Annotated in this window: 21 protein-coding genes; 10 read left to right on the top strand and 11 right to left on the bottom strand. The window is 73.7% G+C overall.

Annotated features, from left to right (window positions below; translation table 11 throughout):
• Positions 1-179: 179 nt before the first annotated feature.
• Positions 180-2,732, bottom strand: coding sequence for a class IV lanthionine synthetase LanL (gene lanL / locus ACFWAR_RS23020; RefSeq protein WP_385780103.1), 2,553 nt, complete (start codon positions 2,730-2,732; stop codon positions 180-182).
• Positions 2,733-2,734: 2 nt separating this feature from the next.
• Positions 2,735-2,914 carry an SflA family class IV lanthipeptide gene (locus ACFWAR_RS23015; protein ID WP_385780101.1) on the bottom strand — a complete coding sequence of 60 codons (180 nt, stop codon included), beginning with the start codon at positions 2,912-2,914 and terminating at the stop codon, positions 2,735-2,737.
• A 279-nt stretch (positions 2,915-3,193) separates the two neighbouring features.
• Here ACFWAR_RS23015 and ACFWAR_RS23010 point away from each other — a divergent pair, with 279 nt between their 5' ends.
• From ACFWAR_RS23010 to ACFWAR_RS23000, 3 genes are all read left to right on the top strand, one after another.
• Positions 3,194-4,519 carry an alpha/beta hydrolase gene (locus tag ACFWAR_RS23010; protein WP_385780098.1) on the top strand — a complete coding sequence of 442 codons (1,326 nt, stop codon included), beginning with the start codon at positions 3,194-3,196 and terminating at the stop codon, positions 4,517-4,519.
• Positions 4,520-4,655: 136 nt separating this feature from the next.
• Positions 4,656-5,909: an alpha/beta hydrolase gene (locus ACFWAR_RS23005; RefSeq protein ID WP_385780095.1), complete on the top strand. Its 1,254-nt coding sequence runs from the start codon at positions 4,656-4,658 to the stop codon at positions 5,907-5,909.
• On the top strand, positions 5,906-6,700 hold the full coding sequence (locus tag ACFWAR_RS23000) for a trypsin-like serine peptidase (RefSeq protein ID WP_385780092.1): 795 nt from the start codon (positions 5,906-5,908) through the stop codon (positions 6,698-6,700). Before ACFWAR_RS23005 ends, ACFWAR_RS23000 begins: the two co-directional genes overlap by 4 nt.
• Positions 6,701-6,749: 49 nt before the next feature.
• Here ACFWAR_RS23000 and ACFWAR_RS22995 read toward each other — a convergent pair whose 3' ends face one another.
• The 3 genes from ACFWAR_RS22995 to ACFWAR_RS22985 all read right to left on the bottom strand — a co-directional run bounded on the left by ACFWAR_RS22995 (position 6,750) and on the right by ACFWAR_RS22985 (position 9,852).
• A complete protein-coding gene (locus tag ACFWAR_RS22995) occupies positions 6,750-7,667 on the bottom strand; it encodes an EamA family transporter (protein WP_385780090.1) in 918 nt (305 codons plus the stop codon).
• Positions 7,668-7,746: 79 nt separating this feature from the next.
• Complete coding sequence (locus tag ACFWAR_RS22990) at positions 7,747-8,565, bottom strand: isocitrate lyase/phosphoenolpyruvate mutase family protein (protein ID WP_385780087.1); 819 nt, start codon at positions 8,563-8,565, stop codon at positions 7,747-7,749.
• 153 nt (positions 8,566-8,718) lie between these two features.
• A complete protein-coding gene (locus ACFWAR_RS22985) occupies positions 8,719-9,852 on the bottom strand; it encodes a threonine synthase (RefSeq protein WP_385780084.1) in 1,134 nt (377 codons plus the stop codon).
• A gap of 248 nt (positions 9,853-10,100) precedes the next feature.
• Between ACFWAR_RS22985 and ACFWAR_RS22980 the strand changes: the two genes are divergently transcribed.
• The 6 genes from ACFWAR_RS22980 (at position 10,101) to ACFWAR_RS22955 (ending at position 16,743) form a co-directional block, all read left to right on the top strand.
• Positions 10,101-11,303 (top strand): DUF4190 domain-containing protein, encoded by a 1,203-nt coding sequence (locus ACFWAR_RS22980; protein WP_385780081.1) that lies wholly within the window; start codon positions 10,101-10,103, stop codon positions 11,301-11,303.
• 169 nt (positions 11,304-11,472) lie between these two features.
• Positions 11,473-12,225 carry a GntR family transcriptional regulator gene (locus ACFWAR_RS22975; RefSeq protein WP_385780078.1) on the top strand — a complete coding sequence of 251 codons (753 nt, stop codon included), beginning with the start codon at positions 11,473-11,475 and terminating at the stop codon, positions 12,223-12,225.
• Between the two features lie 453 nt (positions 12,226-12,678).
• Positions 12,679-12,867, top strand: a complete 189-nt coding sequence (locus tag ACFWAR_RS22970) for an SPOR domain-containing protein (RefSeq protein WP_385780075.1) — start codon at positions 12,679-12,681, stop codon at positions 12,865-12,867.
• A 30-nt stretch (positions 12,868-12,897) separates the two neighbouring features.
• The gene (locus tag ACFWAR_RS22965) at positions 12,898-13,293 is read left to right on the top strand and encodes a (deoxy)nucleoside triphosphate pyrophosphohydrolase (RefSeq protein WP_385780072.1); all 396 of its coding nucleotides are present in this window, start codon (positions 12,898-12,900) and stop codon (positions 13,291-13,293) included.
• 232 nt (positions 13,294-13,525) lie between these two features.
• Positions 13,526-13,954 (top strand): ATP-binding protein, encoded by a 429-nt coding sequence (locus tag ACFWAR_RS22960; RefSeq protein WP_385780146.1) that lies wholly within the window; start codon positions 13,526-13,528, stop codon positions 13,952-13,954.
• A 149-nt stretch (positions 13,955-14,103) separates the two neighbouring features.
• The gene (locus ACFWAR_RS22955; protein WP_385780069.1) at positions 14,104-16,743 is read left to right on the top strand and encodes a SpoIIE family protein phosphatase; all 2,640 of its coding nucleotides are present in this window, start codon (positions 14,104-14,106) and stop codon (positions 16,741-16,743) included.
• A gap of 85 nt (positions 16,744-16,828) precedes the next feature.
• On the opposite strand, the gene ACFWAR_RS22950 is transcribed toward ACFWAR_RS22955, so the two are convergent.
• The 6 genes from ACFWAR_RS22950 to ACFWAR_RS22925 form a co-directional block, all read right to left on the bottom strand.
• Positions 16,829-17,572, bottom strand: coding sequence for a PspA/IM30 family protein (locus ACFWAR_RS22950; RefSeq protein ID WP_385780066.1), 744 nt, complete (start codon positions 17,570-17,572; stop codon positions 16,829-16,831).
• A gap of 35 nt (positions 17,573-17,607) precedes the next feature.
• Positions 17,608-19,701, bottom strand: a complete 2,094-nt coding sequence (locus ACFWAR_RS22945; protein WP_385780143.1) for a TPM domain-containing protein — start codon at positions 19,699-19,701, stop codon at positions 17,608-17,610.
• A gap of 99 nt (positions 19,702-19,800) precedes the next feature.
• Positions 19,801-20,571 carry a succinate dehydrogenase/fumarate reductase iron-sulfur subunit gene (locus ACFWAR_RS22940; RefSeq protein ID WP_385780063.1) on the bottom strand — a complete coding sequence of 257 codons (771 nt, stop codon included), beginning with the start codon at positions 20,569-20,571 and terminating at the stop codon, positions 19,801-19,803.
• Positions 20,568-22,496, bottom strand: coding sequence for a fumarate reductase/succinate dehydrogenase flavoprotein subunit (locus tag ACFWAR_RS22935; protein ID WP_385780060.1), 1,929 nt, complete (start codon positions 22,494-22,496; stop codon positions 20,568-20,570). Before ACFWAR_RS22935 ends, ACFWAR_RS22940 begins: the two co-directional genes overlap by 4 nt.
• Position 22,497: 1 nt before the next feature.
• Positions 22,498-23,319, bottom strand: coding sequence for a hypothetical protein (locus ACFWAR_RS22930; protein ID WP_354379631.1), 822 nt, complete (start codon positions 23,317-23,319; stop codon positions 22,498-22,500).
• Positions 23,320-23,451: 132 nt separating this feature from the next.
• A complete protein-coding gene (locus tag ACFWAR_RS22925) occupies positions 23,452-23,673 on the bottom strand; it encodes a hypothetical protein (RefSeq protein WP_385780057.1) in 222 nt (73 codons plus the stop codon).
• A 360-nt stretch (positions 23,674-24,033) separates the two neighbouring features.
• On the opposite strand from ACFWAR_RS22925, the gene ACFWAR_RS22920 reads away from it, so the two are divergent.
• Positions 24,034-26,523 (top strand): ABC transporter family substrate-binding protein, encoded by a 2,490-nt coding sequence (locus tag ACFWAR_RS22920; RefSeq protein ID WP_385780054.1) that lies wholly within the window; start codon positions 24,034-24,036, stop codon positions 26,521-26,523.
• The last annotated feature ends 268 nt before the right edge of the window (positions 26,524-26,791 follow it).

The raw sequence follows: 26,791 nt of genomic DNA, 5'->3' as shown, positions 1-26,791 counted from the left end.
GAGTGACGGATCCGTTTCGCTTCGCATCCGGGATTGAGTTTGGCATGCGGTGCGCCGCGAGAATCGGGGTTCCACGGGGTTGCCCGTTGCCTCTTCTGTTCTCCCGTGTTCTCCGACTCTGCTTCCTGTGACCGGAGTTGACTGAGATCGGGACGAAGTGATCGAGCCCGTGCGGTGTTTCAGCGGAAGAGGCGCGGGCGGGGGGAGGGGTGGGAAAGGCGGCGGAGGAAGGACAGGACGCCTGCTGAGCCGGTGGACCAGGTGGCGGTGGAGGTGGTCAGGGTGGTGTCCGGGAACGCGGGGCGGGAGCTGGGGCCGCCGCTGCGGCTCAGGATGATCAGTGCGACCTTCTCGGCGGCGTCCCGGAACTCCTCGGCGGCGCGGGCGTGCGCGACGTCCAGCAGGAGCTCGCCCACGCCCGCCAGGCCGCAGCACTGGCCGACCAGGGGCATGCGCGGGGCGAGCGCCGCGCAGGTGCGGGCGCTGCGCTCGGCCAGGGCCAGGTGGCCGGGTTCGTCGAGGACGGCGGCGGCCCGGACGAGGACGGCGGCGATCCCGGCGAGGCCGCGGCACCACGAGCCGTAGCGTCGCGTCGCGCCCGGTGCGCCCGCCGCCGCGATGACGTCCGGGGTGAGCGCGGCGAGCCGTGCGCACGCCCGCCGGGCCCGGTCGATCGCGGCGGGGTCGCCCGTGGCGGCCGCGTACTCCAGCAGGAAGTGCGCGACCCCCGCCGTGCCGTGCGCGATGCCCGCGCCCAGTGCGGCGCTGCCGGGCGTGTCCGGGCCCGTGGCCGACAGCCGCGCCTCCCCGGACGCGAGCATCCGGGCGCACTCGGCGGCGAGGGCGAGGTGGTCGCCCGTACCGCCGGAGTGCCGGGCCAGCAGGAGGTGTCCCAGGCCGATCCCGGCGGCGCCCTCGATCAGGTCGGCTTCCGGCGGCCCGCCGTCCGGGGTGCGGGCGGGCAGGAGCGGTACGGGCGGGCCGGGTGCGGGGGAGGGCCGGGGCGCACCCGCCGACGCGAGGAAGAGCTCCACGCCGGTGTGGCCCGCGTAGAAGCCCGGCGACATGTTCCTGGACCGGGGCTGCGCCGCGGTCCACCGCGCCAGCGCGGCCACGGCGTCGCGCACGCCCGGCCGGTCGCGGTGGTGGAGGAGTTCCAGGCCGAGCCCGGAGGCGCCGCCGTAGACGTCGATCGGCGTCGGGACGTGCAGGCGGGCGGCGCGCACCGGGTCCACGATCCGCAGTGCCTCCTCGACGCAGAAGGCCGTGGTGTGCTCGATGATCTCCGTCAGCCGGTCGTCGTCGAGTCGGCGCGGCGGGCGCGCCGGGCGCGGCCGGTGCGGCGGGTACGAGGGGTCCGTGCCGGACGGGTCGTCGCGGAGCCGGGCCGCGGTGGCGGTCCGTACGGCCGGGGTCAGGCTCATCAGGCCGGTGATCGTCGACCGGATCCCCCGGTGGGTCGGCCCGGGCAGGGCCCAGGCCAGGGCGTCGAGGGTCCGGTCCCGGTTGACGGCGGCGTCGGCGTCGACGATCACGGGGTCCAGGCCGGTGGCGGCGAAGCACAGGGTCGCGCCCAGGGCGTAGTAGTCGTCGGCGGGGGCGGCCGGGCCGGTCCCGGGCAGGACCGGCCCGCCGTAGCCGGGGGTCGCGCCGCCCGGGCCGATGCCGTCCTGCTCGCTGATCCCGAAGTCGATGAGGTGGCACCGGCCCGCCCCGTCGAGGACCACGTTGTCGGGCTTGAGGTCGCGGACCACCACGCCCCGGGCGTGGACCTCGTCCAGGGTCCGCAGCAGGCGGGTCGCGAGGTGGGTGAGGGTGAGCACCCCGTAGGGGCCGTTCTCCTGGACGTCCCGGCGCAGGTCCCGGTCGCCGCAGTCGGTCAGCACCAGGTACTCGTCCGGCGCGTGCAGGAAGTAGTCCAGCCCGCGCGCGACGCCCGGGACGGAGTCGAGGGCGGCGAGGATCCGGCGTTCGTTGCGCAGCCGGTCGCGGGTGTCCGCACCGGCGGCGTCCTCGGACACGAAGGCCCGCGCCTGCTTGATGACCACGGGGCGGCCGGTGGCCCGGTCCAGGGCGCGGTAGACGTTCCCCTGGGGCTTGCGGACGATCCCGGCCGTGACCGCGTAGCGACCGCCCACGCCGAAGCCGGAGCCGGAGCCGGGTCCGGAGCCGGGTCCCGGTCCGGGCGCCGCCGCCGGGACCGGCGCGAAGGGGTCCTCGGCCCAGGGCGGGCAGCGGTAGGCGTTGCTCGCCAGCCCGTCGAAGAGCTGGCCGTCCGGTCCGGCCATGACCGATTCGAGCCGCCCGCCGCGGCCGGTCCGGTAGTCGCCGGTGAAGGGTCCGTAGCGGTAGTAGACGGGCGCGTCCGGATCGACCTGCCGGTCGCTGACGACCCGCGGTCCCTCGCGGCCGCGCAGCACCTCGACCAGCTCCGCGGCCAGGGCGACGACGACACCGGGGCCGGGGTAGACGGTGATCGCCTTGCCCACGAGGCCGGGGCCGGACGCCCCGGAGTTGATGGTGCGCAGCGTCTGCCGGTCCTTGGCGAACTTCGCGTGGCACACGTGGCGGCGCAGGACGGGCAGGACGAGGGCGCGCACCTCGGCCAGTGCGCCCGGGCGGACCGACACGTGCAGCTTCCAGCCGTGGTCCATCGCCGGCATCCGCGGGTCGTTCAGGTACGACCACGTGTCATCGGACCAGCCGGCCGCGCCGGCGATGGACCCGGTCACCGCTAGGAGTTGTTCTCGCAGGCGAAGCGGGTGGTGGCGGTCACCCACGGGTCGGCGAGACAGGCGGTGTGCTCGCGGTCGCTGCGGTCGTCGTCCTCGAACGCGATCGTCTCGTCGTCGACGAGCAGCGGACCCGCGTCGAGGAACTCGTCGAGCTCCGCGAGGGCAGTGGCAGTGGGCATGTGACGCCTCCGTGTCGTGTCGTGTGTCGTGTCGTACGTGCTCAGGCGGGTGCCTGATTCCCCGAAGGTAGAAAGACCCGCTCCGGCCGACCAGGGCCAAAAGCGCAGCCTCCCCGGCGGTGGAGGGAGTTCGGACCGATCGGGGTTCCGGTGGTCATTTGGTGAGATGCAGATCATTTATTTGCCTGGATTTGAAACCTCGGGCGGGATTCGGTCATCAGGAGTAGAGGAGATCCCAGCCGTTCTGTCCCGCGAGGGCAGTCATGACCGTTCGGAGCGATGTCAGTGCACCAGTACCCGCAGCGCCAGCGGCCCGATGACCAGCCGTCCGGGGGCCGGCCGTACGAGCCGTACGCGCCGAGCGAGCCGAACGCGCCGTACGAGCCGCACGCCGCGTACGAGCCGAACGCGCCGTACGAGCCGTACGGGGCCCAGCCCCACCAGGACCAGCGGTACGGCGCCCAGCCGTTCGAGCCGTTCCGGCAGGAGGCGCCGCGGACCCCGCCGCCCCCGCCGGGCGGCTCCGGTCGGCGCGGTCGGTCCCAGGGGCCCAAGCGGTCCCGGCGCGCGGTGTGGATCAGCGCGGCCCTCGCGGTCGTGCTCCTGGCGGGCGGCGGCTTCGGGGCCTGGAAGGCGGGCTGGTTCTCCGGCGACGGCGACCCGGTGAGCTTCGGCAAGACCCCGCCGCCGGCCGCGGACGCCGGTGCTCCGGGCGGCGGGCAGTCGGCGAAGCCCAGCGGCGACCCGGACGTGCAGCTGCCGACGGGGCCGAAGGCGGACTTCAAGCAGACCGGCAGCCTCGACGACGGCACGAAGATCGCCAAGACCCGGCTGACCGGCGCGAAGTCGGGCTTCACGGGTGACGTGTGGGTGTGGGCGCCGAAGGAGTACGACGACCCGAAGTACGCGAAGAGCGCCTTCCCGGTGATGATCGCGCTCCCCGGCGGAAACGGTTTCCCCAGCAACTACTGGTCCGACCGCAGCCTCGGCCTCCAGAAGGCCATCAGCGAGGGCGCCCAGGCGGGCACCAGCCTGCCGTTCGTGCTGATCATGCCGGTGCTGAACCCGGACGAGAAGAACTACTACGACGGCTCCGACATCCCGGGCCAGCCCAAGATGGGCACCTGGATCGCCGATGACATCCCGGACTTCGCCCGGGCCAACTTCCGCACCTACAAGTCGCGCGACGGCTGGGCCTTCATGGGCTCCTCCTCCGGCGCCTTCGTCGGGCTCAAGCAGGTGCTCCAGCATCCGGACCGGTTCAAGGCCGTGATCGCGAGCGGCGGCGAGATAGTTCCCGATTCCCCGCTGTGGAAGGGGGACACCAAGCTGATGGACGAGAACAACCCGCGCAAGCTCGCGCAGAAGCTCCTCGACACCAAGGGCCCCGAGGTCTACGTCAACTTCCAGCTCGGGACCAAGGAGAAGGACCGGGCCCGGATGGAGAAGTTCCAGGCCGAGTTCGGCAAGGGCCCGATCAAGGTCACCATCCGGGACATCCAGAACGGCGAGCACAACGGCTGGCACTACGTGCGCGGCATGAAGGAGGGCTCGCTGGAGTGGATCAGCAAGGCGATGAAGGGCCCCAAGCCCGCCGAGGGCTGAACGCGGCGCGTTTGATGCACGTCACGGACGTTCCAGGCAACCCGACCCGCCGATACTCCCTCTCATAGGGGTGTAAGGGGGACCAAACGGTCCTGCCCGCCCTGTCGCGGGCGCCGGAAAGGAACGGGACGCTTCCGTGCAGCAAGACCAGCAGCTCGACCACCCGCAGTCGGACCCGCAGTCGGACCAGCAGCCGAATCCGCAGCCGGGCGGTGGCTCCTCCACCGGGGGCCGCCGCTCCCGGTGGTCCCACCCCCGCCGCCGCCTGATCGGCGGCGCGCTGGCCCTGGCCCTGACCGCCGGGGGCGGCGCGGCGGCGTACGGGTTCGGGCTCTTCTCCGACATCGGCGACCCGATGTCCTTCGGCCGGGTCCAGGAGACCGCGCACGACGTCACGGACGCGGACGCCGCCGCGGGCGCCGACGCGGGTGCGGGCGCGGTGAACGGCGTACGCATGCCCACCGGCCCCCGGGCCGCCTTCGAGCGCTCCGGCCGGCTCCCCGACGGCACCGAGATCGGGAAGACCACCCTGGTCGGGAAGAAGTCGGGCTTCACGGGCGACGTGTGGGTGTGGGCGCCCAAGGAGTACAACGACCCGCGCTACGACAAGAGCGCCTTCCCGGTGCTGATCGCCCTGCCCGGCGGCCGCGGGTACCCCACCAACTACTGGGGCACCGGCCCCGGCCTCGGCCTCCAGCAGGCCGTGATCGACGGGGTGAAGTCGGGCAGGAGCCTGCCCTTCCTGCTCGTCATGCCGGTGATCAACGCCGACACGAAGCACCACTTCGACGGCTCGGACATCCCGGGGCAGCCCAAGATGGGCACCTGGATGGCCGATGACGTGCCGGATTTCGTGAAGGCCAATTTCCGCACCTTCACCTCCCGCGACGGCTGGGCCTTCATGGGTTCCTCCTCCGGCGGGTTCGGCGCCTTCAAGCACGTCCTGAAGTACCCGGAGCGGTTCAAGGCGGTCATCGCCAGCGGCGTCGACTTCGTGCCCGATTCCCCGCTGTGGAAGGGCGACGTCAAGGCGATGGACGAGAACAACCCGGAGAAGCTGGCCGAAAAGCTGATCAAGGCGGGCGGTCCGGACGTCTACATCAACTTCCAGATCGGCACCAAGGAGAGCGGTCGGGACAGGGCCGAGAAGTTCATGCGGGACTACACCAAGGGCCCGGTGCACACCCGCCTGCAGGTCATCCAGGATGGTGAGCACAATGGGAAGTCCTACGTCCGTGGCATGAGGGAGGGTTCGCTGGAGTGGATCAGCAAAGTACTGCTGCCCCCGACCCCCGGACCGAGCGCGAGCACGCGTCCTGGGACGGGCCCCGCCACGGCTCCGGCCACCACCCCGGCCACGGCCCCGGCTCCCGTTTCCGCCGCGCGATGAGCAAGCCGGTGGTGTTGGGCGCGTCCGCCGCGGCCGCCGGGCTCGTGGCGGTCGCCGCCGTCGTGGCCTTCGACTCGGCCGGTGCCGAGAAGCCCGAGGCGATGCCCTTCCCCACCGTCGGCGTGCTGATGGCCAACGGCGAGCACTGGTGCACGGCGAGCGTGGTCGACAGCCCCAAGGGCAACGTCGTCGCCACCGCCGCGCACTGCGTGGCCCCGGCGGGCGAGGACGGCACGCCGGGCGAGGTGGCCCACGACGGCCTCGCCATCGGCGAGCTGTCCTTCGCCCCGGCCTTCTCCGGCGAGGGCAAGGGCTCGCAGCCCCTCGGGCGCTGGAAGGTCAGTGCGATCCACGTGGACGACCGCTGGACGAAGTGGGGCGACGACACCGCCGACTTCGCCTTCCTGACCGTGGAGCCGGACAAGAACGGCCGCACCCTCCAGCAGGCGGTCGGCGACGGCGAGGCGCCGATCCCCGACTGGGCCTCGGGCTACGAGCGCGACGTCACGGTGGTCGGCTACCCGGACTCGGCCTTCAACCCGAAGAACCGGCCGGTCTCCTGCACCACCCAGACCGCGCACGACACCGAGGACCCGAACATGCTCCACATCAGCTGTGCGGGCTTCTGGACGGGCACCAGCGGCAGCCCCTGGATCGCCGACCGGGGCGGCCCCGGCTCGCCCGGCCGCCTCATCGCGGTGCTCAGCGGCGGGGACACGGACGTGGACTCCACGGCCGCGCTCTTCGACGGGCGCGCGAAGGCCCTGTACGAGCGGGCCGCCCGCGGCTGACCGGACCCGGCGGGGAGGAAGACGCGGGGCGGGATCCGGGGAACACACCCTAGGTGCGGCGCTCGGTGCTCACGATCGCGCACACCGCGGCCACCACGATCCCGCCGCCGACCAGGATCGGCCAGGTCAGCTCCTCGCCCAGGACCAGCGCGCCGAGGGTGACCGCGACGACCGGATTGACGTAGGCGTAGGTCGACACGAGCGAGAGCGGCGCCGACTGGAGCAGCCACACGTACGCCGTGAAGCCGACCAGCGAGCCCACGAGGATCAGGTAGCCCAGCGCCAGCCACGAGCGGGTGGAAACGTCGGCCGGGTCGAGACCGTGCTGCTCGCCCCGCGCCAGGCCCACCAGGACGGCTGCGGCGCCGCCCGCGAGCATCTCGTAGGCGCTGGCGGCGAAGGGGTTGCCGGGCATCGGCAGCCGGTTCGAGGAGTACGAGCCCAGCGACCACAGCAGCGACCCGGCCAGGATCGTCAGCACGCCCCACAGCTCCACCTCGCCGCTGAGCCCCGGGCTGGTCAGCACGGTCAGCCCCGCGAGGCCCACGAGTACGCCGCCCAGCGTGCGCACCGGCGGCCGGTCGCCCCCGGTCAGACGGAGCAGCACCACCCACATCGGCACCCCGGCCACCAGCAGCGCGGCCAGCCCGGACGGCACGGCGGTCTCGGCCAGCACCACCAGGCCGTTCCCGCCGAGGACCAGCATCAGGCCCACCAGCACGGCCGAACCCAGCTGCGCCCGGGTCACCCGGAGCGCGGCCGGACCGGACCGCCAGGCGACCAGGGCGGCCAGCAGCACACCGGCCGAGAGGAACCGGGCCCCGGCGGAGAGGAAGGGCGGCATCGTCTCCACGACGACGCGGATGCCGAGGTAGGTCGAGCCCCACACGACGTAGACGAGGGCGAGGGCGGCCCACACGGCGCCGGAGGCCGCCCGGGGCCGGGGGGAGTCGATCAGGGTGCTCACCCCGGGATCCTACGAGCGGATCAACGGACCGTCGTACGGGCGGCCCCGCCTGTGTCAGCTCGCCCCGCGCCCGCCCGGATCAGCTCTTGAACAGGGAGTTCAGCTCGCCGTAGGAGAGGGACCCGGCGAGCGCGCCGTAGGTGCCGCCCGAGAGCAGCTCCTCGGTGGCGCGCCGGACCACGGCGTACGCGGCCTCCGCGACCCACGAGCCGAGGCTGACCCGGGCCACGCCCAGCTCGCCCAGCGCGGCGACGCCCGGCGCGTCGGGGCCGACCAGCACGTTCAGCGGGGCGTCGATGCCGCGGGCCAGCTCGGTCACCGTCGCCGGGTCGTGGACGCCGGGCACGAAGATGCCGCTGGCCCCCGCCTCCAGGTAGGCGGCGGCGCGGGCCAGGGTCTCCTCCACCCGGGCCGGACCGGGCTCGCCGAGGCCGAGGAGGTAGGTGTCCACGCGGGCGTTGATGTAGAGCGGGACGTCGAGGGCGTCCGCGGCCGCGCGGGCGGCGGCGAGGCGCTCGACCTGCTCGGCGGGGTCCCGGAAGCGGTCCTCGATGTTGACCCCGACGGCTCCGGCGGCCAGCACCCCGGTGACGGTCTGGCCGACCCCGTCGGCGTCGGCGCCGAAACCGCCCTCGATGTCGGCGGTCACCGGTACGTCGACGGCGCGGACCACGCGGGCGATCAGGTCGAGGGCGCGGTCGCGGGCCAGCAGGTCCCCGTCGGGGGAGCCGAGGGACCAGGCGACACCGGCGCTGGTGGTGGCGACGGCGGGGGACCCGGCGGCCTCGACCAGGCGGGCGCTCGCGACGTCCCAGGCGTTGGCGAGGGCGAGCGGGGCGGCGGGGGTGTGCAGGGCGTGGAAGGCGCGGACGCGGGAGAGGTCAACGGACTTAGTCATGCGGGCATTTCATCAGAAGGGGGCGGACCCGGGCTGGCGAAAACCGGACATCTGCGTGGACCGGAGCCATGCCGCCCCGACCCCGGGACCGCCCGCGGGACCGACCCCGGCCCCGGCCCCGACCCCGGGACCGGGCCGGGGTCGGGGGCACGGTCAGGGGGCCAGGCCCGTCTTGGCGCCGGCGCCGCAGAGCGGGACGACCGCCGAGCGGCCCGCGAGCGGATCACCGGGCGCGCCGGGGCCGACCGCGGCCCAGCACGCCACGCCCGTCGGCTCGACGAAGAGCCCCCGCGCCGCCAGGTCCCGCTGGGCCGCGCGGATCCGCTCCTCGGACACCGTCAGGAAGGTGCCCCCCGACTCCCGCACGGCCGCCAGGATCTGCCGGGCCCGAGGCGGGGCCGGGATCGCGATCCCCTCGGCCAGCGTCGGTACGGGGTCCGGGACCGGGGCCGTCGGTTCGTGCTCGCCGGCGGCGAAGGCGCGGGCGAGCGGAGCCATGGCCTCCGCCTGGACGGCGATCAGCGCGGGGGCCCGTACGCCCGCGCGCGCCAGCTCCCGGGCCGCCAGCGCCGCGCCGAGCAGCAGCGTGCCGTTGCCCACGGGCACCACCAGGGCCTCGGGCAGCTCGCCGCCCAGCTCCTCCCACAGCTCGTACACGTACGTCTTCGTGCCGTGCAGGAAGTAGGGGTTGAAGACGTGGCTCGCGTAGAAGACGCCCGGCTCGTCGGCGGCCGCCCGCGCGGCGCGGGCCGCCGCCTCGCGCCCGCCCGGCACCACCCGGACCCGCGCCCCGTGCGCCCGCATCTGCTCGGTTTTCTTCTCCGAGGTGCCCTCGGGCACGAAGACCTCGCAGGCGAGGCCGGCCCGCGCGCTGTAGGCCGCGACGGAGGTGCCGGCGTTGCCGCTGCTGTCCGCGACCACGCGCTCCGGGCCGAGCCGCCGGGCCAGCTCGGCGAGCATCACCGCGCCCCGGTCCTTGAAGGACAGGGTCGGCATCATGAAGTCGAGTTTGGCGGAGATCCGCTCCGTGAGCGGGACCAGCGGGGTGCGCCCCTCGCCGAGGGTCACCGCGGGCGCCCCCGACAGCGGCAGCGCGGGCCCGTAGCGCCACAGGGAGTTCGGCCCGGAGCCCAGCTCGTCGAGCTCCGGTGGCCGCGGCGCGAAGTCCAGGTCCCAGGGGCCCGCGCAGACGGGACAGCACCAGGGCGCGGTGCGGACGTCGGCGCGGGCGCCGTCGTCCGGGCAGACGTACTCGGTGCGGACGTCATCGAGAAGTGCGTGCGTCATTGCGTGCGTCATGCGCGAACGGCTCCGCTCCGTCGGGTCTTCACGGGCCCTTTCTCGGGCTCCGTCGTGCGCTCGTGCGGGGTTCGGGGGTGGCCCGGCTCCGTGACGGATCGTACGCGGGGGGTGCCCGCCGGGCGGGGGGCGTGGGGGCGAGCGGCCCGCCGACCGTTGCCCTTGCGTACTATTCGCGCAGTCGTTCGCGCAGCGCCGCACCCCCCGCACCCCCGCATGATGGAGCAGCTCACGCCGTGAGTACCCCGCCGCAGCCCCCGCCCCCGCCGCCTTCCCGCGATCCGTGGGCCGCCCCGCCGACCGGGGCCCCCTACGGCTACGGCCACCCCGGCGCTCCCGCTCCGGGCGGCAGGCCTCCGCTCAACGGCTTCGCCCTGGCCGCGCTGCTGGTCGGGCTGCTCTGCTTCCCGCCGCTCGGAGTGGTCTTCGGGATCGTGGCGCTGGTCCAGATCGCCGCGCGCGGGGAGCGGGGCAGGGGCCTGGCGGTCACCGGGCTCGCGGTCTCCGTGCTGATGTCGGGCGCGCTGGCGCTGGTCGCCGTGGAGCTGGTGGGTCCGGTCGGCGAGCGACTGGCCCGGGCCGCAGATCGCGGCACGGCCGGTACGGGCGGCACGGGGAGCGCCGCCCGTGACGTGGAGGGGGATCCGGCGGACCTGGAGCAGGTCCGGGCCGGGGACTGCTTCAACGTGCCGGGGGCGGACCTGCTCGCCGAGGCGCCGCTGGTCTTCAAGGTGGCGTGCACCCGCCCGCACCACGGCGAGATCACCGCGTCCTTCCTCGCGGACCCGGGCGCCTTCCCGGGCGAGGAGGCCCTCGCGGCGCGTGCCGAGGAGCGCTGCTGGCTGGCGCAGGACACGTACGCCATGGACACCTGGGCCCTGCCGGAGTTCGCGGAGATGTACTTCTTCGCGCCGAGCGAGGACGAGTGGGAGCAGGGCCGGCGCAGCGTGCTGTGCGTGCTCGGCACCACGGAGGGCGAGCAGCGCGGGAGCCTCAAGCGCGACGCGACGATGTTGACGGCCGGGCAGGCGTCCTTCCTGGGCGCCGCGAACCGGCTGGACTCCGCGCTCACGGCCGCCCCGGTGACCGACCTCAAGGGCTCGCTGCCCCAGTACCGGGCGTGGGCGGCCAAGGTGGAACCGGCGATGGCGGCCGAGGCCGCCGTGCTGCGCGAGTCCACGGCCGGCGCCCCGGCCGACGCGCTGCTCAAGGAGGTCGAGGCGGCCCGCGTGCAGTGGCGGGCGGCGGCGGACGCGCAGCGGCCGGAGGACTTCCGCGCGGCGTGGAGCCGGGCGGTGGACGCGACGTCGGTCGAGACGGAGCGCAAGCTGCGCGGGGCGCTCGGGCTGGCGACGAAGGTGCCGTCGTGGCTGGAGGACTCGGACGGTTCGGACACGGGCTGGCTCGACGGCGAGGGTGCCGGGTCGCAGTCGGTGTAGTCGGTGTGGTCGGTGTGGTCCGGGGCCACGACCCAGGTCGCTGTAACGCAGGGTAACCGGTTTCAGTGACCTGGCTTCATCACTTCGGGTGAAACTTTGGCCCTTGCTTGCGGTGCACAACCGTAGGTTGCCAGGCTGTAGCTGTCTGTCAACCTGATGGGAGTGGCTAGTGACTTTCGGTGAGCAGCCGGCCTATCTTCGCGTCGCCGGTGACCTGCGACGGAAGATCGTCGATGGGTCCCTGCCCCCGCATGCGCGGCTCCCTTCGCAGGCCCGCATCCGCGAGGAGTACGGGGTCTCCGACACCGTCGCCCTGGAGGCGCGCAAGGTCCTCATGGCGGAGGGGCTCGTCGAGGGCCGCTCCGGTTCGGGGACGTACGTGCGGGAGCAGCCGGTGCCCCGCCGGGTGGCCCGCGCCGGGTACCGCACGACGGGGGCGTCCACCCCCTTCCGGCAGGAGCAGGCGGACTCGGGCAGCCGCGGCACCTGGGAATCCAGCAGCGAGCAGACCGAGGCGCCCGCCGAGGTCGCCGCGCGGCTGGGCATCGAGCCGGGGGAGCGGGTGATGCGCACGCGCTACGTCTTTCGCGACGCGGGCGAGGCGATGATGCTCTCCACCTCGTGGGAGCCCCTGTCCGTGACCGGGCGCACGCCGGTGATGCTGCCGGAGGAGGGACCGCTCGGCGGGAGCGGCGTGGTCGAGCGGATGGCCGCCATCGACGTCGTCGTGGACAACGTGGTGGAGGAGGTCGGCGCCCGGCCCGGGCTGGCCGAGGAGATCCTCGCGCTGGGCGGAGTGCCGGGACACGTGGTCCTGGTGATCGGGCGGACGTACTTCGCCTCCGGCCGCGCCGTCGAGACGGCCGACGTGGTGGTCCCGGCCGACCGCTACCGCCTCGCCTACCACCTGCCGGTCCGCTAGGCGCAGTCTCTTCGGGGCCCGTCACCTCACCGCATCACCCCGGGTGCGAGCCCGGGCCGATGGGGTGAGGTGACGGGCCGTCATGCGTGGGCCCGGCCCCGGGGTGCGCGCCGGGCGCCGCCGATGCGCGCTCGCCGCGCGCTCACCGCTGCGCGGGGCCGGGCCGGTCGCCGCGCCGTTCGCTCGACGCCACCTGCGAGGACGTCTGCCGCGAGGGTGTCGGGGAGGGTGTCGGCGAGGCCGCCGCCAGGGGCGCGGTCGTGCTGCCGCCCCCGACGGTGCGCCGGTTCTGAACCGGCGTGCGCGACCCTTTCGCACTCATGGCCGGATGAGTACGCCTGGGAGGTACCTCTTCGTGAAAAACCGTATCCGCTGAGTAAAGGTCGGGCGTAAGCTCGGGCATATGCGTAATGCGGTTTCCTGGGCAGGTACATCGGCGGAGGGTGGAGCGCGATGAGCGACAGTGGTGCTCTGCTCCCATGGCTGGTCATACGGCAGGACGACAACGGCAACCGCTACCGCGTGGGCCGCTACCCCACGCGCGCCGAGGCCCAGAAGGTCGTCGACAGCCTCGATGACCGCGGGCACAAGCAGCTCTACTGGGTCGAGCGGATCGGGCAGAGCGCCACCACCGCCAACTGACGGCACGCCGGTGTGACATAGGCTCCGCCCATGACTGAACGCGTGGTCGTGGGCGGAGCCCTTTGTCGTGACGGGCGCCTGCTGGCCGCCCGGCGCAGCGCCCCGCCCGAGCTGGCCGGCCGGTGGGAGCTGCCGGGCGGGAAGGCCGAACCGGGTGAATCCGTCCCCGAGGCCCTCGTGCGGGAACTGCGCGAAGAGCTGGGCGTGGAGAGCGAAGCCCTGGAGCGGATCCCGGGGGAGTGGCCCCTGAAACCCGGCCTGGTGCTGCACGTGTGGACCGCGCGCCTGGTCTCCGGCGAGCCCGCCCCGCTGGAGGATCACGACGAGCTGCGCTGGCTCGGGCCGGACGAGTTGGACTCCGTGGACTGGCTCGACCAGGACCGCCCCGCCGTCGCCGAAGCCGGTCGGCGGCTGCGCGCGCGGTAGTCCGCGCCGGGGTCAACGGCGCGTCACCGGGGCGCGGCGGCCGGAGCGGGGTCGGCGGAGGGGCGCGGGGGCGCGTACGGCTCACGGTGTAGGCCAGGTGCACCACAGTGCGCCGGTGCCTGGGGGGTCGGATGGTACGACGCCGCGAATATCGGGTATGTCGCTATTAGTCCCTATCTCGTCCCTCCTCGTCGCTGACGAACCGGACTGGGGTCCGCTGCTGGCCCGGGAAGTGATCGGCGTGATCGACACAGATGGTGAATGTGCCGAATGGGACTTCCCTGCCGAGCCCGGCGCCGTCCGCACCGCCCGCCACGCCGTGCGCGGCAAGCTCCGCGCCTGGGGTCTGGAGGCGGTCTGCGACGTCACCGTCCTGCTGGTCAGCGAGCTGGTCACCAACTCCCTGCGGTACGCCTCCGGCCCGATCGGGGTCCGATTGGTACGGCGCGATTCCGCCACCGCCCATCCCGCCGCGGGTCCCGCCCTCCTCGTGGAGGTCTCTGATCCGCTTCCGGATCCGCCGCGCGAGCGGGTCGCCGCACCCGACGACGAGGGCGGTCGCGGGCTGCACCTGGTGGCGGTTTCGGCGCAGCGGTGGGGGACCCGGCACGGGAAGTCGGGCAAGACAGTGTGGTTCGAATTGGCCCTACCTGGTGAGTAACAAGGAGAAGGGTCTCTGACGATCATCCGGCGTGGCTCGAAATGAACGAGACCGTGCTGTGATCGTGAACGCCGTGCCGAGCGTGCCCGTGGTGCTGAATACTGCGGTCATGGCCGGTCCGGTTGCGGTGAGCTGGAGGGGACGGTCGCGTGAGCGAGATACCTGCGCAGGCACATCAGGCCCATGTGTCAGGGGAGGCGTGGAACGACTCCTTGTGGCACAGCAGCCCGCCTGGCTCGATATATGACTACATAAAGGTCGCATCCTTCTCGATCGGGCCCGACGGCCTCATCGACCAGTGGAGCCTGCGCGCCGAGGAGCTCTTCGGGCTGAGCGCGGCCGAAGCGGTGGGCCGCGATCCGGTCGATGCCTTCATGCCCCCGGAACTGCGGCCCGGCGCGCACCGCAGGGTGGCCGAGATCCTCGACGGCAAGGAGTGGACCGGCTTGATCCCGTTCCGCATCCCCGACGGGGACGGCGAACACGGCGTGGCCGAGATCTATGTGATGCCCACCCAGACCGAGACCGCCGAGCGGGCCGCGCTCTGCGTCGTGGTCGACGTACGCGCGCTGCGCCGGATCGAATCCGACCTCGCGGCCTCTCAGGCGATATTCGGTCAATCTCCCTTCGGCTTCCTGCTCTTTGGTACGGACCTCACCGTGCAGCGCGCCAACCGCCGCTTCGCCACCGTCTTCGGGGGCGGGGTGGAGGAGCACCGGGGCCGCACGGTCCACGACTACCTGCCCCCGCACGAGGCCGACCGGATGGCCGAGGCGCTGCGCCGCGTCCTGGAAACCGGCGATTCGGTCACCGACCTGCGCATCACCGGCGCGGCCCCCGGCAGCCGCGACAACCGGCACTGGTCCATCAACCTCTACCGGGTGCACGGCGGCAACGGCCTGCCCATCGGCGTCGCGGGCCTGGGCACCGACGTCACCCGCCGCCACCTCGCCGCCCGCGAGGCCGCGGGCGTCCGCCGCAACCTCGCCCTCCTCAACGAGGCGGGCCACCGGATCGGGAACTCCCTCGACCTGGAGACCACCGCCCGCGAACTCCTCGACGTCACCGTCCCCGGCTTCTGCGACCTGGCCGCCGTGGACCTCTACCAGGGGCTCCTGCTCGGCGACGACGACCGCGACCGGCCCGCCCGGCCGCACGGGCCCGGGGTCCCCTCGCTCCCCGGGGGCGGTCCCGGGCGCGCGCCCTCCGCACCGCTGCGCCGGGTCGCCTTCGCCTCCGCCGTCTCCGACGCGCCGCTGTCCGGGCCGGGCCCCGGCGCGCTGGTCGCCGTGGGCGAGGTCCACCGCTACCCGCCCGCCTCGCCCGGCACCCTGGCCCTGCGCACCGCCCGGCCGCGGCTGCTGGAGGGCGCCGCCCCCGACGACCTGATCCAGTCCACCCTCGTCGTCCCGCTCGTCGCGCACGACACGGTGGTCGGCCTGGCCCAGTTCTCCCGTACGAAGGGCAGCGAGCCCTTCGGCGAGCGGGACCGGGCCGTCGCCGTCGAGCTGGCCGCGCGGGCCGCCGTGTGCATCGACAACGCGCGGCTCTACCGGCGCGAACACGAACGCGCGCTGATACTCCAGCGCAGCCTGCTGCCCCCCGGCGATCCGGCGGCGGCGGGCCTCGACATCGCCTGCCGCTACCTGCCGGGCAACGCGGCGACGGAGGTCGGCGGCGACTGGTTCGACGTCATCGAGCTGCCCGGGCACCGCACCGCGCTCGTCGTCGGCGACGTGATGGGCCGCGGCCTGCGGGCCGCCGTCGCCATGGGCGAACTGCGCACGGCCGTACGGACCCTGGCCCTCCTGGACCTCGAACCGGCCGAAGTGCTCACCGCCCTGGACGAGGTGGCCCGGGGCCTCGGCACCCCGGGCGGATCGCAGCAGGCCTCGCGGGCGGCCCTGCAGTCCCGCGAGGCCGACCTCAACGACCTGTCGGAGGTCTACCTCGCGACCTGCGTCTACGCCGTCTACGACCCGGTGACCAGGCGCTGCACCATAGCCAACGCGGGCCACATGCCGCCCGTCCTGGTCGAGCCCGCCGAACCCGGGGGCCCGCCCCGGCCCGCGCTGCTGCTGGAGGTGCCGCCCGGCATGCCGCTCGGGGTCGGCGGCGAACCCTTCGAGGAGGTCGAGGTGGAGCTCCCCGAAGGCGCCCTGCTCGCCCTGTACACCGACGGGCTCGTCGAATCCCGTGACCACCCGTTGGAGGAGGGCCTGCGCGGGCTGCGGGAGGCCCTGGCCGATCCGGTGCGGCCGCTGGAGGACGTCTGCGACCACGTCCTGAGCTCGCTGCACACCCGGCACGGCGAGGACGACATCGCCCTGCTGCTGGCCCGGGTCCAGGGGCTGCCGATCGACGCGGTCGGCGACTGGCAACTGCCGCGCGAGGCCCGGTCGGTGGGCCGGGCGCGGGAGCTGGCCCGGGCGAAGCTGCCCGCGTGGGGGCTGGAGGGGCTGCTCGACACGACGGAACTGCTGGTGAGCGAGCTGGTGACGAACGCGCTGCGGTACGGGGAGGGCGAGATCAGGCTGCGGCTGCTGCTGGACCGGACCCTGGTGTGCGAGGTGTGGGACGGGAACCTGGTGCAGCCGCGGCGGCGGCGGGCCCGGGACACGGACGAGGGCGGGCGCGGGCTCCAACTGGTCGGGCTGCTGTCGGCCGGGTGGGGGACGCGGCGCACGCACCGGGGGAAGACGGTGTGGTTCGAGCTGCCGTTGCCGGGGGTGGCGGGGGAGGCCGTGGCCGAGCTGTCGGCCGAGCAGCTGCTCAGCATGTACGGGTAGTTCCGGAGCGGGCGGGGTGGTCCGGGGCGGAGGCGGGTGGGTCCGTGCGGACCGCTTCCCGGGGCTCCGCCCCGCAACCCGCGCCTCAAGTGCCGGCGGGGCCTGAACCTCCGCCCGCCTTCAGCGCCGCCAGGCGGGCTTCGATCTCGGTGTTCTTGTCCAGGTCGTCCAGGGCCTCGAACTGGGCGTCCAGGGTGGAGGCGGCCAGTTCCTGTTTGCCCAGGGCCATCGCCTCCTCGCGGCGGACCTTGTCCTCGAAGCGGTTCAGGTCGCTCGTCGGGTCCATCACGTCGATGTTCTTCACCGCGTCCATCATCGTGTTCTGCGCCTGGGCCGTCTTCGCGCGCGCCACCAGTTCGTCGCGCTTCGCCTGGAGCTCGGTCAGCTTGGTCTTCATCGAGTTCAGACCGCTCTTGAGCTTCTCGACGACCTCCGTCTGCGCCGCGATCGTCGGCTCCGCCGTCTTCGCCTCCTTCTCCGACTGGAGCTGGCGGCCCAGCGCGACCTTCGCCAGGTTGTCGAACTTGTCCGCGTCCGTGGGCGTGCCCGGCGTGCCCGTCGTCCGCAGCTCGTCGGCCTTGCGGCTGGCCGCCAGGGCCTTGGCGCCCCACTCGGCCGCCGCGTTCACGTCCTCGGCGTGGTCCGCCTCCAGCATCCGCAGGTTGCCGATCGTGGTGGCGACGGCCTGCTCCGCCTCGGAGATGTTGTTCGTGTAGTCCCGGATCAGCTGGTCCAGCATCTTCTGCGGGTCTTCCGCCTGGTCCAGCAGCGCGTTGATGTTGGCCTTCGCGAGCTGGGTGACGCGGCCGAGGATGGTCTGCTTGCTCATGGTTCCTACTCCTGGTGGGAAGGGGGAGGGTGTCGTCAGAAGCGGCCGCCACCGCCCATCCGGCCGCGGGTGCCCCCGCCGCCGAAGGAGCCCGGACCGGGGCCGCCGCCCCCGAAGCCGCCGCCGCCACCGCCGCCGCCGAAGCCGCCGTACCCGCCCCCGCGGCCGCCGCGGCCGCCGCCGAGGATCTCGCCGAGGATGATCCCGCCCAGCACCGCGCCGCCCATGCCGCCCTGCTGCGAGCGGCGGCCGCCGTACGGGTCCTGGTACGCCCGCACGTCCGCCTCCGCCAGCTGCTGCGCCTGCCGGGCCAGCGAGTCCGCCTGCTGCGCCTCCGCCAGCGCGGCCGCCGGGTCCGAGCCCGTCACCGCGAGCGAGCGCTCCAGGTGCCGCTGGGCCTCCGCCAGCCGGGTGCGGGCCTGGCTGCCGACGGCGCCGCGACTGGTGGTGACGTAGTCCGCGGCCGCCCCGATCGCGCTGCGGGCCGACAGCAGGGCCTGGTCCAGCAGGGCCGCGGCCCGTTGGCGGCCCGACTCGCGCTCCCGGGCTCCGGCGAGCGCCTCGTCCAGGGCCGCGTCGGCCTCCTCGATCCGGCGCAGGGCGTCGATCGGGTCGTACCGGCCCGCGCCCTGCTCCGCCCGAACGTCGGCCAGTACGGACTCCGCCCGGCCGATCCGGCCCCGCAGGTCCGCCGTGGAGACGCCCTCGGCGGTCCCCGTCAGCAGCCCGCGGGCGTCCGCGAGGTCGGTCTCGGTCTCGTTCAGGGCGCCGGTCAGCTTGCCGGCCGCCTCGGCCAGCTCCTGCGCGCGCCGCTCCACCGCGTCCACCAGGGTGGCCGCCTGGTCGACGGCGCCCTCGGCGGCCCGTACGTGCACGGCCGCCTTGCCGTTGTCCCCGCCGTCGACGGCGGCGCGCGCCTCGCCGAGGCTGGTCGTGGCGAACAGCAGCCGGTCCTTGGCCTGTTCGGCGTTGGAGGCCACGGGGGCGGACGCGGAATCGGCGTACCGCCGGGCCAGGGCGGTCAAGGTCGCCTCGGCCGTCGAGGTCCGGCCGGTCAGCGCGCGGAAGTGCGCCTGTACGGTCTCCAGCGCCTGCGGTGCGTTCTTCTCCAGGGCGCGCAGCCGGTCGAAGTCGGCCGATTCGGCGTCCAGGCGCCGACTGGCCCCGGTGCAGCGGGCCACGATCTCGTCCAGCATCCGGCGCCGGGTCGCGTCGTCCTCGGGATAGGCGTCGTCGAGCTGCTGGCGCAGCCGGAAGGCGTGCGTCAGCTCGTCCTTGGCGTAGGCCACGGCCGCGGTGAACGGCCCCACCGCCGCCTCGCCGAACTGGGCCGAGGCGAAGCCGAGTTCCTCGGTGCTGGTGCGGACCGCGTCGTCGGTCTCCACCAGCAGCGACTTGGCCTCGGCGTCGAGTTCGGCGAGCGGGAGCCGCGGCGGGCCCTGCTCGCCCCAGCCCGAGCTGGTCGTCGTGGCGCGGTCGGTCGGCCCCTTGCGCCTGCGGCGGCTGTAGGCGTAGGCGCCGAGCGCGCCCGCGGCGCCGACCGCGATCACGGGGAGGACGAAGTCACCGGCCCCGCTCTCGCCGCCCGCCCGGTCCCCGCCGGGATCGGCCACGCCCGGGGTGATCGCGGGGACCGGCACCGGCCGCCCCGCGAGCACGGCGTCGTAGCCGTTCGCCGCGCCGATCGCCGCGCCCGCCCAGTCGTTCTCCTTCAGGGCGGGCTCGATGGCGGTACGGGCGACGGTCGCCAGCTGTTCCTTGGTGAAGCCGGAGTCGACGTCGGCCGAGTAGGCGTACTGCCGGGCCCCGGTCGCGACGGCGAGCAGGACGTCGTTCTGCCCGAGGCCGCTGCGCTGCGCGGTGGCGTCGGCCCAGCTCTGGGCGGAGCGTCCGGAGAAGTCGCGGACGTACGCCACGAACAGCTGGACGCGCTGGTCGGCGTACAGCTTGTCGAGGGCGGCGGCCACGGCGGGCTCACGGTCGCCCAGGGCGCCCACCCGGTCGGTGATCTGCCCCTGCTGCGACAGGGTGACGGGATCGTCGGCCCGGGCCGGTGGGGCCCCGGCCGCGCCCTGGCCGCCGAGCGCGAGCAGCGCGGCGGCCAGGGCGAGCGCGGCCCGCAGGGATATCCGGGAGGTGGCGCTCGGCTTCGTCCTGCTTCTCGGCGGGATCACATTTGGGAGGTTATGGGGGGTTTCACGCCCCCGCACCCCGAGCACCCGCCCCGGTCAGTCCTTGCGGCGGCCGATCTTCGAGCCCAGCCAGACCAGCGGGTCGTACTTGCGGTCCACCGCCCGCTCCTTCAGCGGGATCAGGGCGTTGTCGGTGATCTTGATGCCCTCGGGGCAGACCTCCGAACAGCACTTGGTGATGTTGCAGTAGCCCAGCCCGTGCTCCTCCTGGGCCGTCCGCTTGCGGTCCAGGCCCTGCTCGGCGGCCGCGTCCAGCGGGTGCATGTCCAGCTCCGCCACCCGCATGAGGAACCGCGGCCCCGCGAAGGCGGCCTTGTTCTCCTCGTGGTCGCGCACCACGTGACAGGTGTCCTGACACAGGAAGCACTCGATGCACTTGCGGAACTCCTGCGAGCGCTCCACGTCCACCTGCTGCATCCGGTACTCGCCCGGCGCCACCCCCTCGGGCGGTACGAAGGCCGGGACCTCCCGCGCCTTCGCGTAGTTGAAGGACACGTCCGTCACCAGGTCCCGGACCACCGGGAACGCCCGCAGCGGAGTGACCGTGATCGTCTCCTCGCGGGAGAAGGTCGACATGCGGGTCATGCACATCAGCCGCGGCCGCCCGTTGACCTCCGCGCTGCACGAGCCGCACTTGCCCGCCTTGCAGTTCCAACGGACCGCGAGGTCGCCGGCCTGGGTGGCCTGGAGCCGGTGGACGATGTCGAGGACCACCTCGCCCTCGTTCACCTCGACGGTGAAGTCCCGCAGCTCACCGCCCTCGGCGTCGCCCCGCCAGATCCGGAACGCGGCGTCGTAGCTACTCACTCGTAGAGCTCCTCTTCGGCGAGGTACTTGACCAGCTCTTCCTTCTCGAAGAGCGCGAGCAGGTCCGGGCGGACGGGCTCGGTCCGGGTGTGTTCCAGGGCGATCCGGTCGGCCGCCGGACCGGCGGGGTCCGCCGGGTCCGGGGGCACCGGCCGACAGAGCAGGTTCACCGGGCGCCAGGCCCGGTCCATGGCCGGGTAGTCCTCCCGGGTGTGGCCGCCGCGGCTCTCGGTGCGCTCCAGGGCGGCCCGGGCCACGCACTCGCTGACCAGCAGCATGTTGCGCAGGTCCAGGGCCAGGTGCCAGCCCGGGTTGAACTGGCGGTGCCCCTCCACCCCGGCGCGGGCGGCCCGTGCGCGAAGCCCCGCCAGCCGCTCCAGCGCCTCGGCCATCTCGCCCGCCCGCCGGATGATGCCGACCAGGTCGTTCATCGCCTGCTGGAGTTCCTGGTGGAGGGTGTACGGGTTCTCCGCGCCCTCCTCGGCGTGGAAGGGGGCCAGCGCCTCCTCGGCCGCCGCGTCGACCTCCCGCTGCGGGGCCACGGGCGGGGCGGCGGCCAGATCCGCGGCGTACCCGGCCGCGTGCAGCCCCGCCCTGCGGCCGAAGACCAGCAGGTCGGACAGGGAGTTCCCGCCCAGCCGGTTCGAACCGTGCATCCCGCCCGCGACCTCGCCCGCCGCGAAGAGCCCGGGCACCCCGAGGGTCGCCGCCGTCTCCGAGTCGACCGCGATCCCGCCCATCACGTAGTGGCAGGTCGGGCCGACCTCCATCGGCTCCGCGGTGATGTCCACGTCCGCCAGCTCCTTGAACTGGTGGTACATCGACGGCAGTCGCCGCCGGATCCGCTCGGCGGGCATCCGGGTGGACACGTCCAGGAAGACCCCGCCGTGCGGGGAGCCGCGGCCCGCCTTCACCTCGGAGTTGATCGCGCGGGCCACCTCGTCGCGGGGGAGCAGCTCGGGCGGACGCCGGTTGTGGTCCGGGTCCTCGTACCAGCGGTCGCCCTCGGCCTCCGACTCGGCGTACTTCTCCTTGAAGACGTCCGGGACGTAGTCGAACATGAACCGCTTGCCCTCGCTGTTGCGCAGCACCCCGCCGTCCCCGCGCACCGACTCGGTGACGAGGATGCCCTTGACCGAGGGCGGCCAGACCATGCCGGTCGGGTGGAACTGCACGAACTCCATGTTCAGCAACGGCGCCCCGGCCAGCAGGGCCAGCGCGTGGCCGTCGCCGGTGTACTCCCAGGAGTTCGAGGTGGTCTTGAAGGACTTCCCGATCCCGCCCGTGGCCAGCACCACCGCCGGGGCCTCCAGGACGAAGAAGCGGCCGGACTCGCGCTCGTAGCAGAAGACCCCCGCGACCCGCCCGCCGTCGCCCCGGCCGTGGTCCTTCAGGACGCGGGTGACGGTGCACTCCTGGAAGACCTTGAGCCGGGCCTCGTGGTCCCCGTACTCCTTGAAGTCCTCCTGCTGGAGCTGGACGATCTTCTGCTGGAGGGTCCGGATCAGCTCCAGTCCGGTCCGGTCGCCCACGTGCGCGAGGCGCGGGTACTCGTGCCCGCCGAAGTTGCGCTGGGAGATCCGCCCGTCGGGCGTCCGGTCGAAGAGCGCCCCCCAGGTCTCCAGCTCCCAGACCCGGTCGGGGGCCTCCTTGGCGTGCAGCTCCGCCATCCGCCACTGGTTCAGGAACTTCCCGCCGCGCATCGTGTCGCGGAAGTGCACCTGCCAGTTGTCGCCCTCGTTGACGTTGCCCATGGAGGCGGCGATGCCGCCCTCGGCCATCACCGTGTGGGCCTTGCCGAAGAGGGACTTGCAGATCACGGCGGTACGGGCGCCCCGCTCGCGGGCCTCGATCGCGGCCCGCAGCCCGGCGCCGCCCGCGCCGACCACGACCACGTCCCACTGCTGCCGGTCGACTTGAGCCATGTCAGAAGATCCTCGGGTCGTCGAGCGCACCGCTGGCCAGCAGGTACACGTAGAAGTCGCAGAGCGCGACGCTGATCAGGGAGGCCCAGGCCAGCTGCATGTGACGGGAGTTGAGGCGGCTCACCCAGCCCCACAGCCGGTAGCGCACCGGGTGCTTGGAGAAGTGCTTGAGCTTGCCGCCCATGATGTGGCGGCAGGAGTGGCAGGACAGCGTGTAGGCCCAGATCAGCGCGATGTTGACGAGGAACAGCAGCGAGCCGAGGCCCATGTGGCCCCAGGCGTAGTGCGCGTCGCGGAAGGTCAGCACGGTGTCGTAGGTGAGGATGCCCGCGACCGGCAGTGCCGCGTAGAAGAAGTAGCGGTGCATGTTCTGGAAGACCAGCGGGAAGCGGGTCTCGCCGGAGTACTTCGCGTGCGGCTCGGCGACCGCGCAGGCCGGGGGCGAGGCCCAGAAGCCCCGGTAGTAGGCCTTGCGGTAGTAGTAGCAGGTGAGCCGGAAGCCGAGCGGGAACACCAGCACCAGCAGCGCGGGGGACAGGCCCCACCAGCTGCCGAAGAGGTCCCAGTTGGGTCCGTCGCGCATCTCCCGGCAGTTCTCCGCGAGGCACGGGGAGTAGAAGGGCGAGACGTAGGGGGCCGCGTAGTAGTCGGCGTTGGAGAAGGCCCGCCAGGTCGAATAGACGATGAAGGCGAGCAGCCCGGCCGCGGTGCCGGCGGGGGCCAGCCACCACCGGTCGGTGCGCAGGTGCCGGGCGGCGATCGCGGCGCGGGAGGCGCCGTGCACGCCGGTCAGGGGTCGGGGTGGTTCCGTGCCTGTGGCCAAAGGGGACTCCGGGAGGAGTGGAGGGGTGGCCCAGGAGACCCGGCCGCCGGGTGGCGGCGGGGCCTGATGGGGAGTGCCGGGCGAAACCGGCCGTCGCGTGCCGCGGGCCGTGCGCGTGCGGTGCCGTTCGGCTCAGGGGGCCCGACGGTCGCGGGCGCCGAGGCCCTCGTCGTCGGAATCCGTCCACAGCGTGCTGTCGTACGGGGTGTCCGGGACGAAGACCGTCCCCTCCCCGCCCGGCGGCCCCGCGGCCGCGGGCGCCTGGCGCGCGACGTCCCGCTCCAGTCGCTCGACCGAGCGGACCAGCTCGTTCAGATTGCGTCGTACGGCGGTCAAATCGTCCTGCAGGGACATGACTTGCCCTCACTTCCGCAGGTTGCGGTGGCAACGCTCATGTGCGCCTGCGAGTGTCGCGCCTGAGGGCGCCGGTTGTGAAGGGACGTGACGGTATTGCGGGCGCGCAGGCCGGAACCGTGCGCCCCCGGTCCGCCGCCCCGGATCCCCCGAACGGGTCAGTGCGGGCCCGCCGCGTGCCCGGGATTGGTCCGCACGGGTGGGGTTCGCGGCGTGGCGCGGGTCGGCTGCGGAAGGTGCGCGAGGCGGTCGATTTCAGTGGGTTCATCACCAGTGTGATCAGCTCCATATACCGCCAAACGTGATCAAGCCACCCCACCGAGTCCCGCCCCGCTCGGCCCCGCTCCGGAGGTACCACCCATGTCCCAGAGAAGGCGCAGGTCCTTGGCGCTGCTGACCTCGGGAGTCCTCGCACTGCCGCTGCTGACGGGCTGCGGCGGCGGCGAAGACGAGGGCGGCCCGGCCGCCGCCGGTCAGGACATCTCGTCCACCACCCGCGACCTGGTCGCGGACGGCGGATCGGTGCGCTGGGCCGTCGACGCGCTGCCCGAGACCCTCAACACCTTCCAGGCGGACGCCGACGCCACCACCGGGCGGATCGCCGGAGCCGTCCTGCCGCAGCTCTTCGTCATGGACGCCAAGGGCCGGCCCGTCGCCAACCCCGACTTCCTGGAGAAGGCCGAGGTCGTCGAGCGCGAGCCCAAGCAGGTCGTGCTCTACAAGCTCAACCAGCAGGCGGTGTGGAGCGACGGCCGCGAGGTCGGCGCACCCGACTTCGTCGCGCAGTGGCGGGCCCTGAACGGCAAGGACTCGGCGTACTGGACGGCCCGCAACGCCGGCTACGACCGGATCGAGAAGATCGAGCGCGGCGCCAACGACCTGGAAGTCAAGGTCACCTTCGCCAAGCCCTACACCGACTGGCGCTCCCTGTTCAGCCCGCTCTACCCCAAGCAGGTCACCGGCAGCCCCGAAGCCTTCAACGAGGGCGCGCGCGGCACCCTCAAGGTGACGGCGGGCCCCTTCAACCTCGGCGCCATCGACAAGAAGACCGGCACCGCGGCGCTCTCGCGCAACCCGCGCTGGTGGGGCCGTCCCGCCAAGCTCGACTCCCTCGTCCTGACCGCCGTCCCCCGCGCCGAGCGCGCCGCCGCGCTCGCCGCCGGGAAGCTGGACCTGGCCGAGATCGACCGCGGCGGCGCCGACCGCATCGCGCTCGCCCACCGGGACGCCGCCCACCAGGGCGCCCCCGCCCACGGCCCCGGCGCCGCGGTGACCGCCGCCCAGGCCACGCTCTCCTGGGCGGTCGCCTTCGGCGCCGACGAGGGCAAGGCCAGGGACGAGCAGGAGAGCCGCAAGAAGAACGCCGAGGCGGCCGCCGCCTACGCCGCCCAGCAGAAGGCCCTGCGCTCCTTCACCGTGCGCAAGTCCCTGGAGCCCGCCTACACCCAGCTCGCCCTCAACGGCGCCTCCGGACCGCTGGCCGACGAGCGGGTGCGCCGGGCGGTGGCCCGGGCGCTGGACCGCCAGGGCCTCACCGACATCGTGCTGAGGCCCCTAGGCCTGCCCTCGAAGCCGGTCGGCAGCCACGTGGCCCTGGCCGGGCAGCGCGCCTACGCCGACAACAGCGACGCCCTCGGCGGCCAGGACGCCCAGGCCGCCCAAGCCCTCCTCGCCGACGCGGGCTGGCGCAAGGGGGGCAAGCTGTCCGACCCCGCCGGGGCCAAGGCCGGTCCCGAGAGCGAGAAGAAGGACGACGGGAAGACCCCCGGCCGCCGCGCCCCCGCAACCCCCGCCGACGGTGACGGCACCGGCAACGACGGCCTGTACGTCGTGGGCCAGGACGACCGCAACGGCGCCCGCCCGCCCGCGGCCCTGAACCCGCCGCTGCGCCCGGCCCCGCTCCCGGGCCTGCGCCCCGGCGACCGACCGGCCCGCCAGGAGGACGAAGCCGTCCGCCGGCCCGAGGGCCCGGTCGAGCCGCAGGTGGGCGGACTCCCCGAGGGCGACGGCCGCTACGCCCCCGACGGGGAGGTCGTCGACGCCGACCGCTTCGCCTCCGGGGCGCACCAGCCCTCCCCGGTGCTGGCGGCCGTACCGCTCGCCGAACAGCAGGAGGCCGCGCTCCTGGCCCAGGCCGCCGCCGCCGTCGACGACGGCAAGCGCAACCCCGCCCTGGACGCCGAGGCGGCCCCCGCCGAGGAGCAGGGCGCGGCCAAGGCCAGCCCGGCGCCCGCGCCCGCCAAGCACGCGGTGCGCACCTCCGGCGCGATGCTCGCCAAGGACGGCAAGCCGCTCACGCTGCGCTTCGTGCTCCCCTCCGGCCCCGGTTCCGAGGCGCTGCGCACGGTCGGCGAGCGGATCTCCCAGATGCTCCAGAAGATCGGCGTCAACACCGAGCTGATCAAGGTCGCCGACGACAGCTTCTTCAAGGACCACATCGCCTCGGGCCAGTACGACCTGGCCCTGTACTCGTGGCCCGCGACCGCCTTCCCGGCGACGGACGCCCGGCCGATCTTCGCCAAGCCCGCGCCCGCCGCCGACGGCTCGCTGCTCGTCGAGCAGAACTACACCCGCGTCGGCACCGACCGGATCGACCAGCTCTTCGACCAGGCGCTCGGCGAGCTGGACGAGGAGCAGTCCCGCGAGCTGGTGCGCAAGGCGGACGCCCGGATCTGGGCCGCGGCCGGTTCCATCCCGCTCTTCCAGCGCCCCGAGCTGGTGGCGGCCAAGCCCGGTCTGGTCAACGCGGGTGCCTTCGGTCTGGGGGCGCCCCGCTTCCAGGACATCGGCTGGGTCAAGCCCGCCGGCGCGGCGAAGTCCGCCAAGGAAAAGGCGGCGAAGAAGAGCTGACCTGACACCCAAGGACGGGTGAACAAGCTCAGAAGTGACTCAAGTCCCTTGCCCGCCGCTCACCTCGGCGGGCAAGGTCGTACGTAGCCATTGACCCGCAAGAACACCGGCCGGGACCCCCCACCCCAACCCCGGCCCAGCACCGCCCGCGACCTCGTCGCGGTCAGCCCTCCGGCCTCTTGACAGACCCCCCGGCGTGCGGTTCCCGCCACGCAACGTACGATGGGGTAAGGCCGTGGCAGGTTTTTCCGCCCGGCGGGCGCGCGTG

This window comes from Streptomyces sp. NPDC059917, from assembly GCF_042730635.1.
Lineage (GTDB): Bacteria > Actinomycetota > Actinomycetes > Streptomycetales > Streptomycetaceae > Streptomyces.
This window is presented reverse-complemented; position numbering and strand designations above follow the sequence as displayed.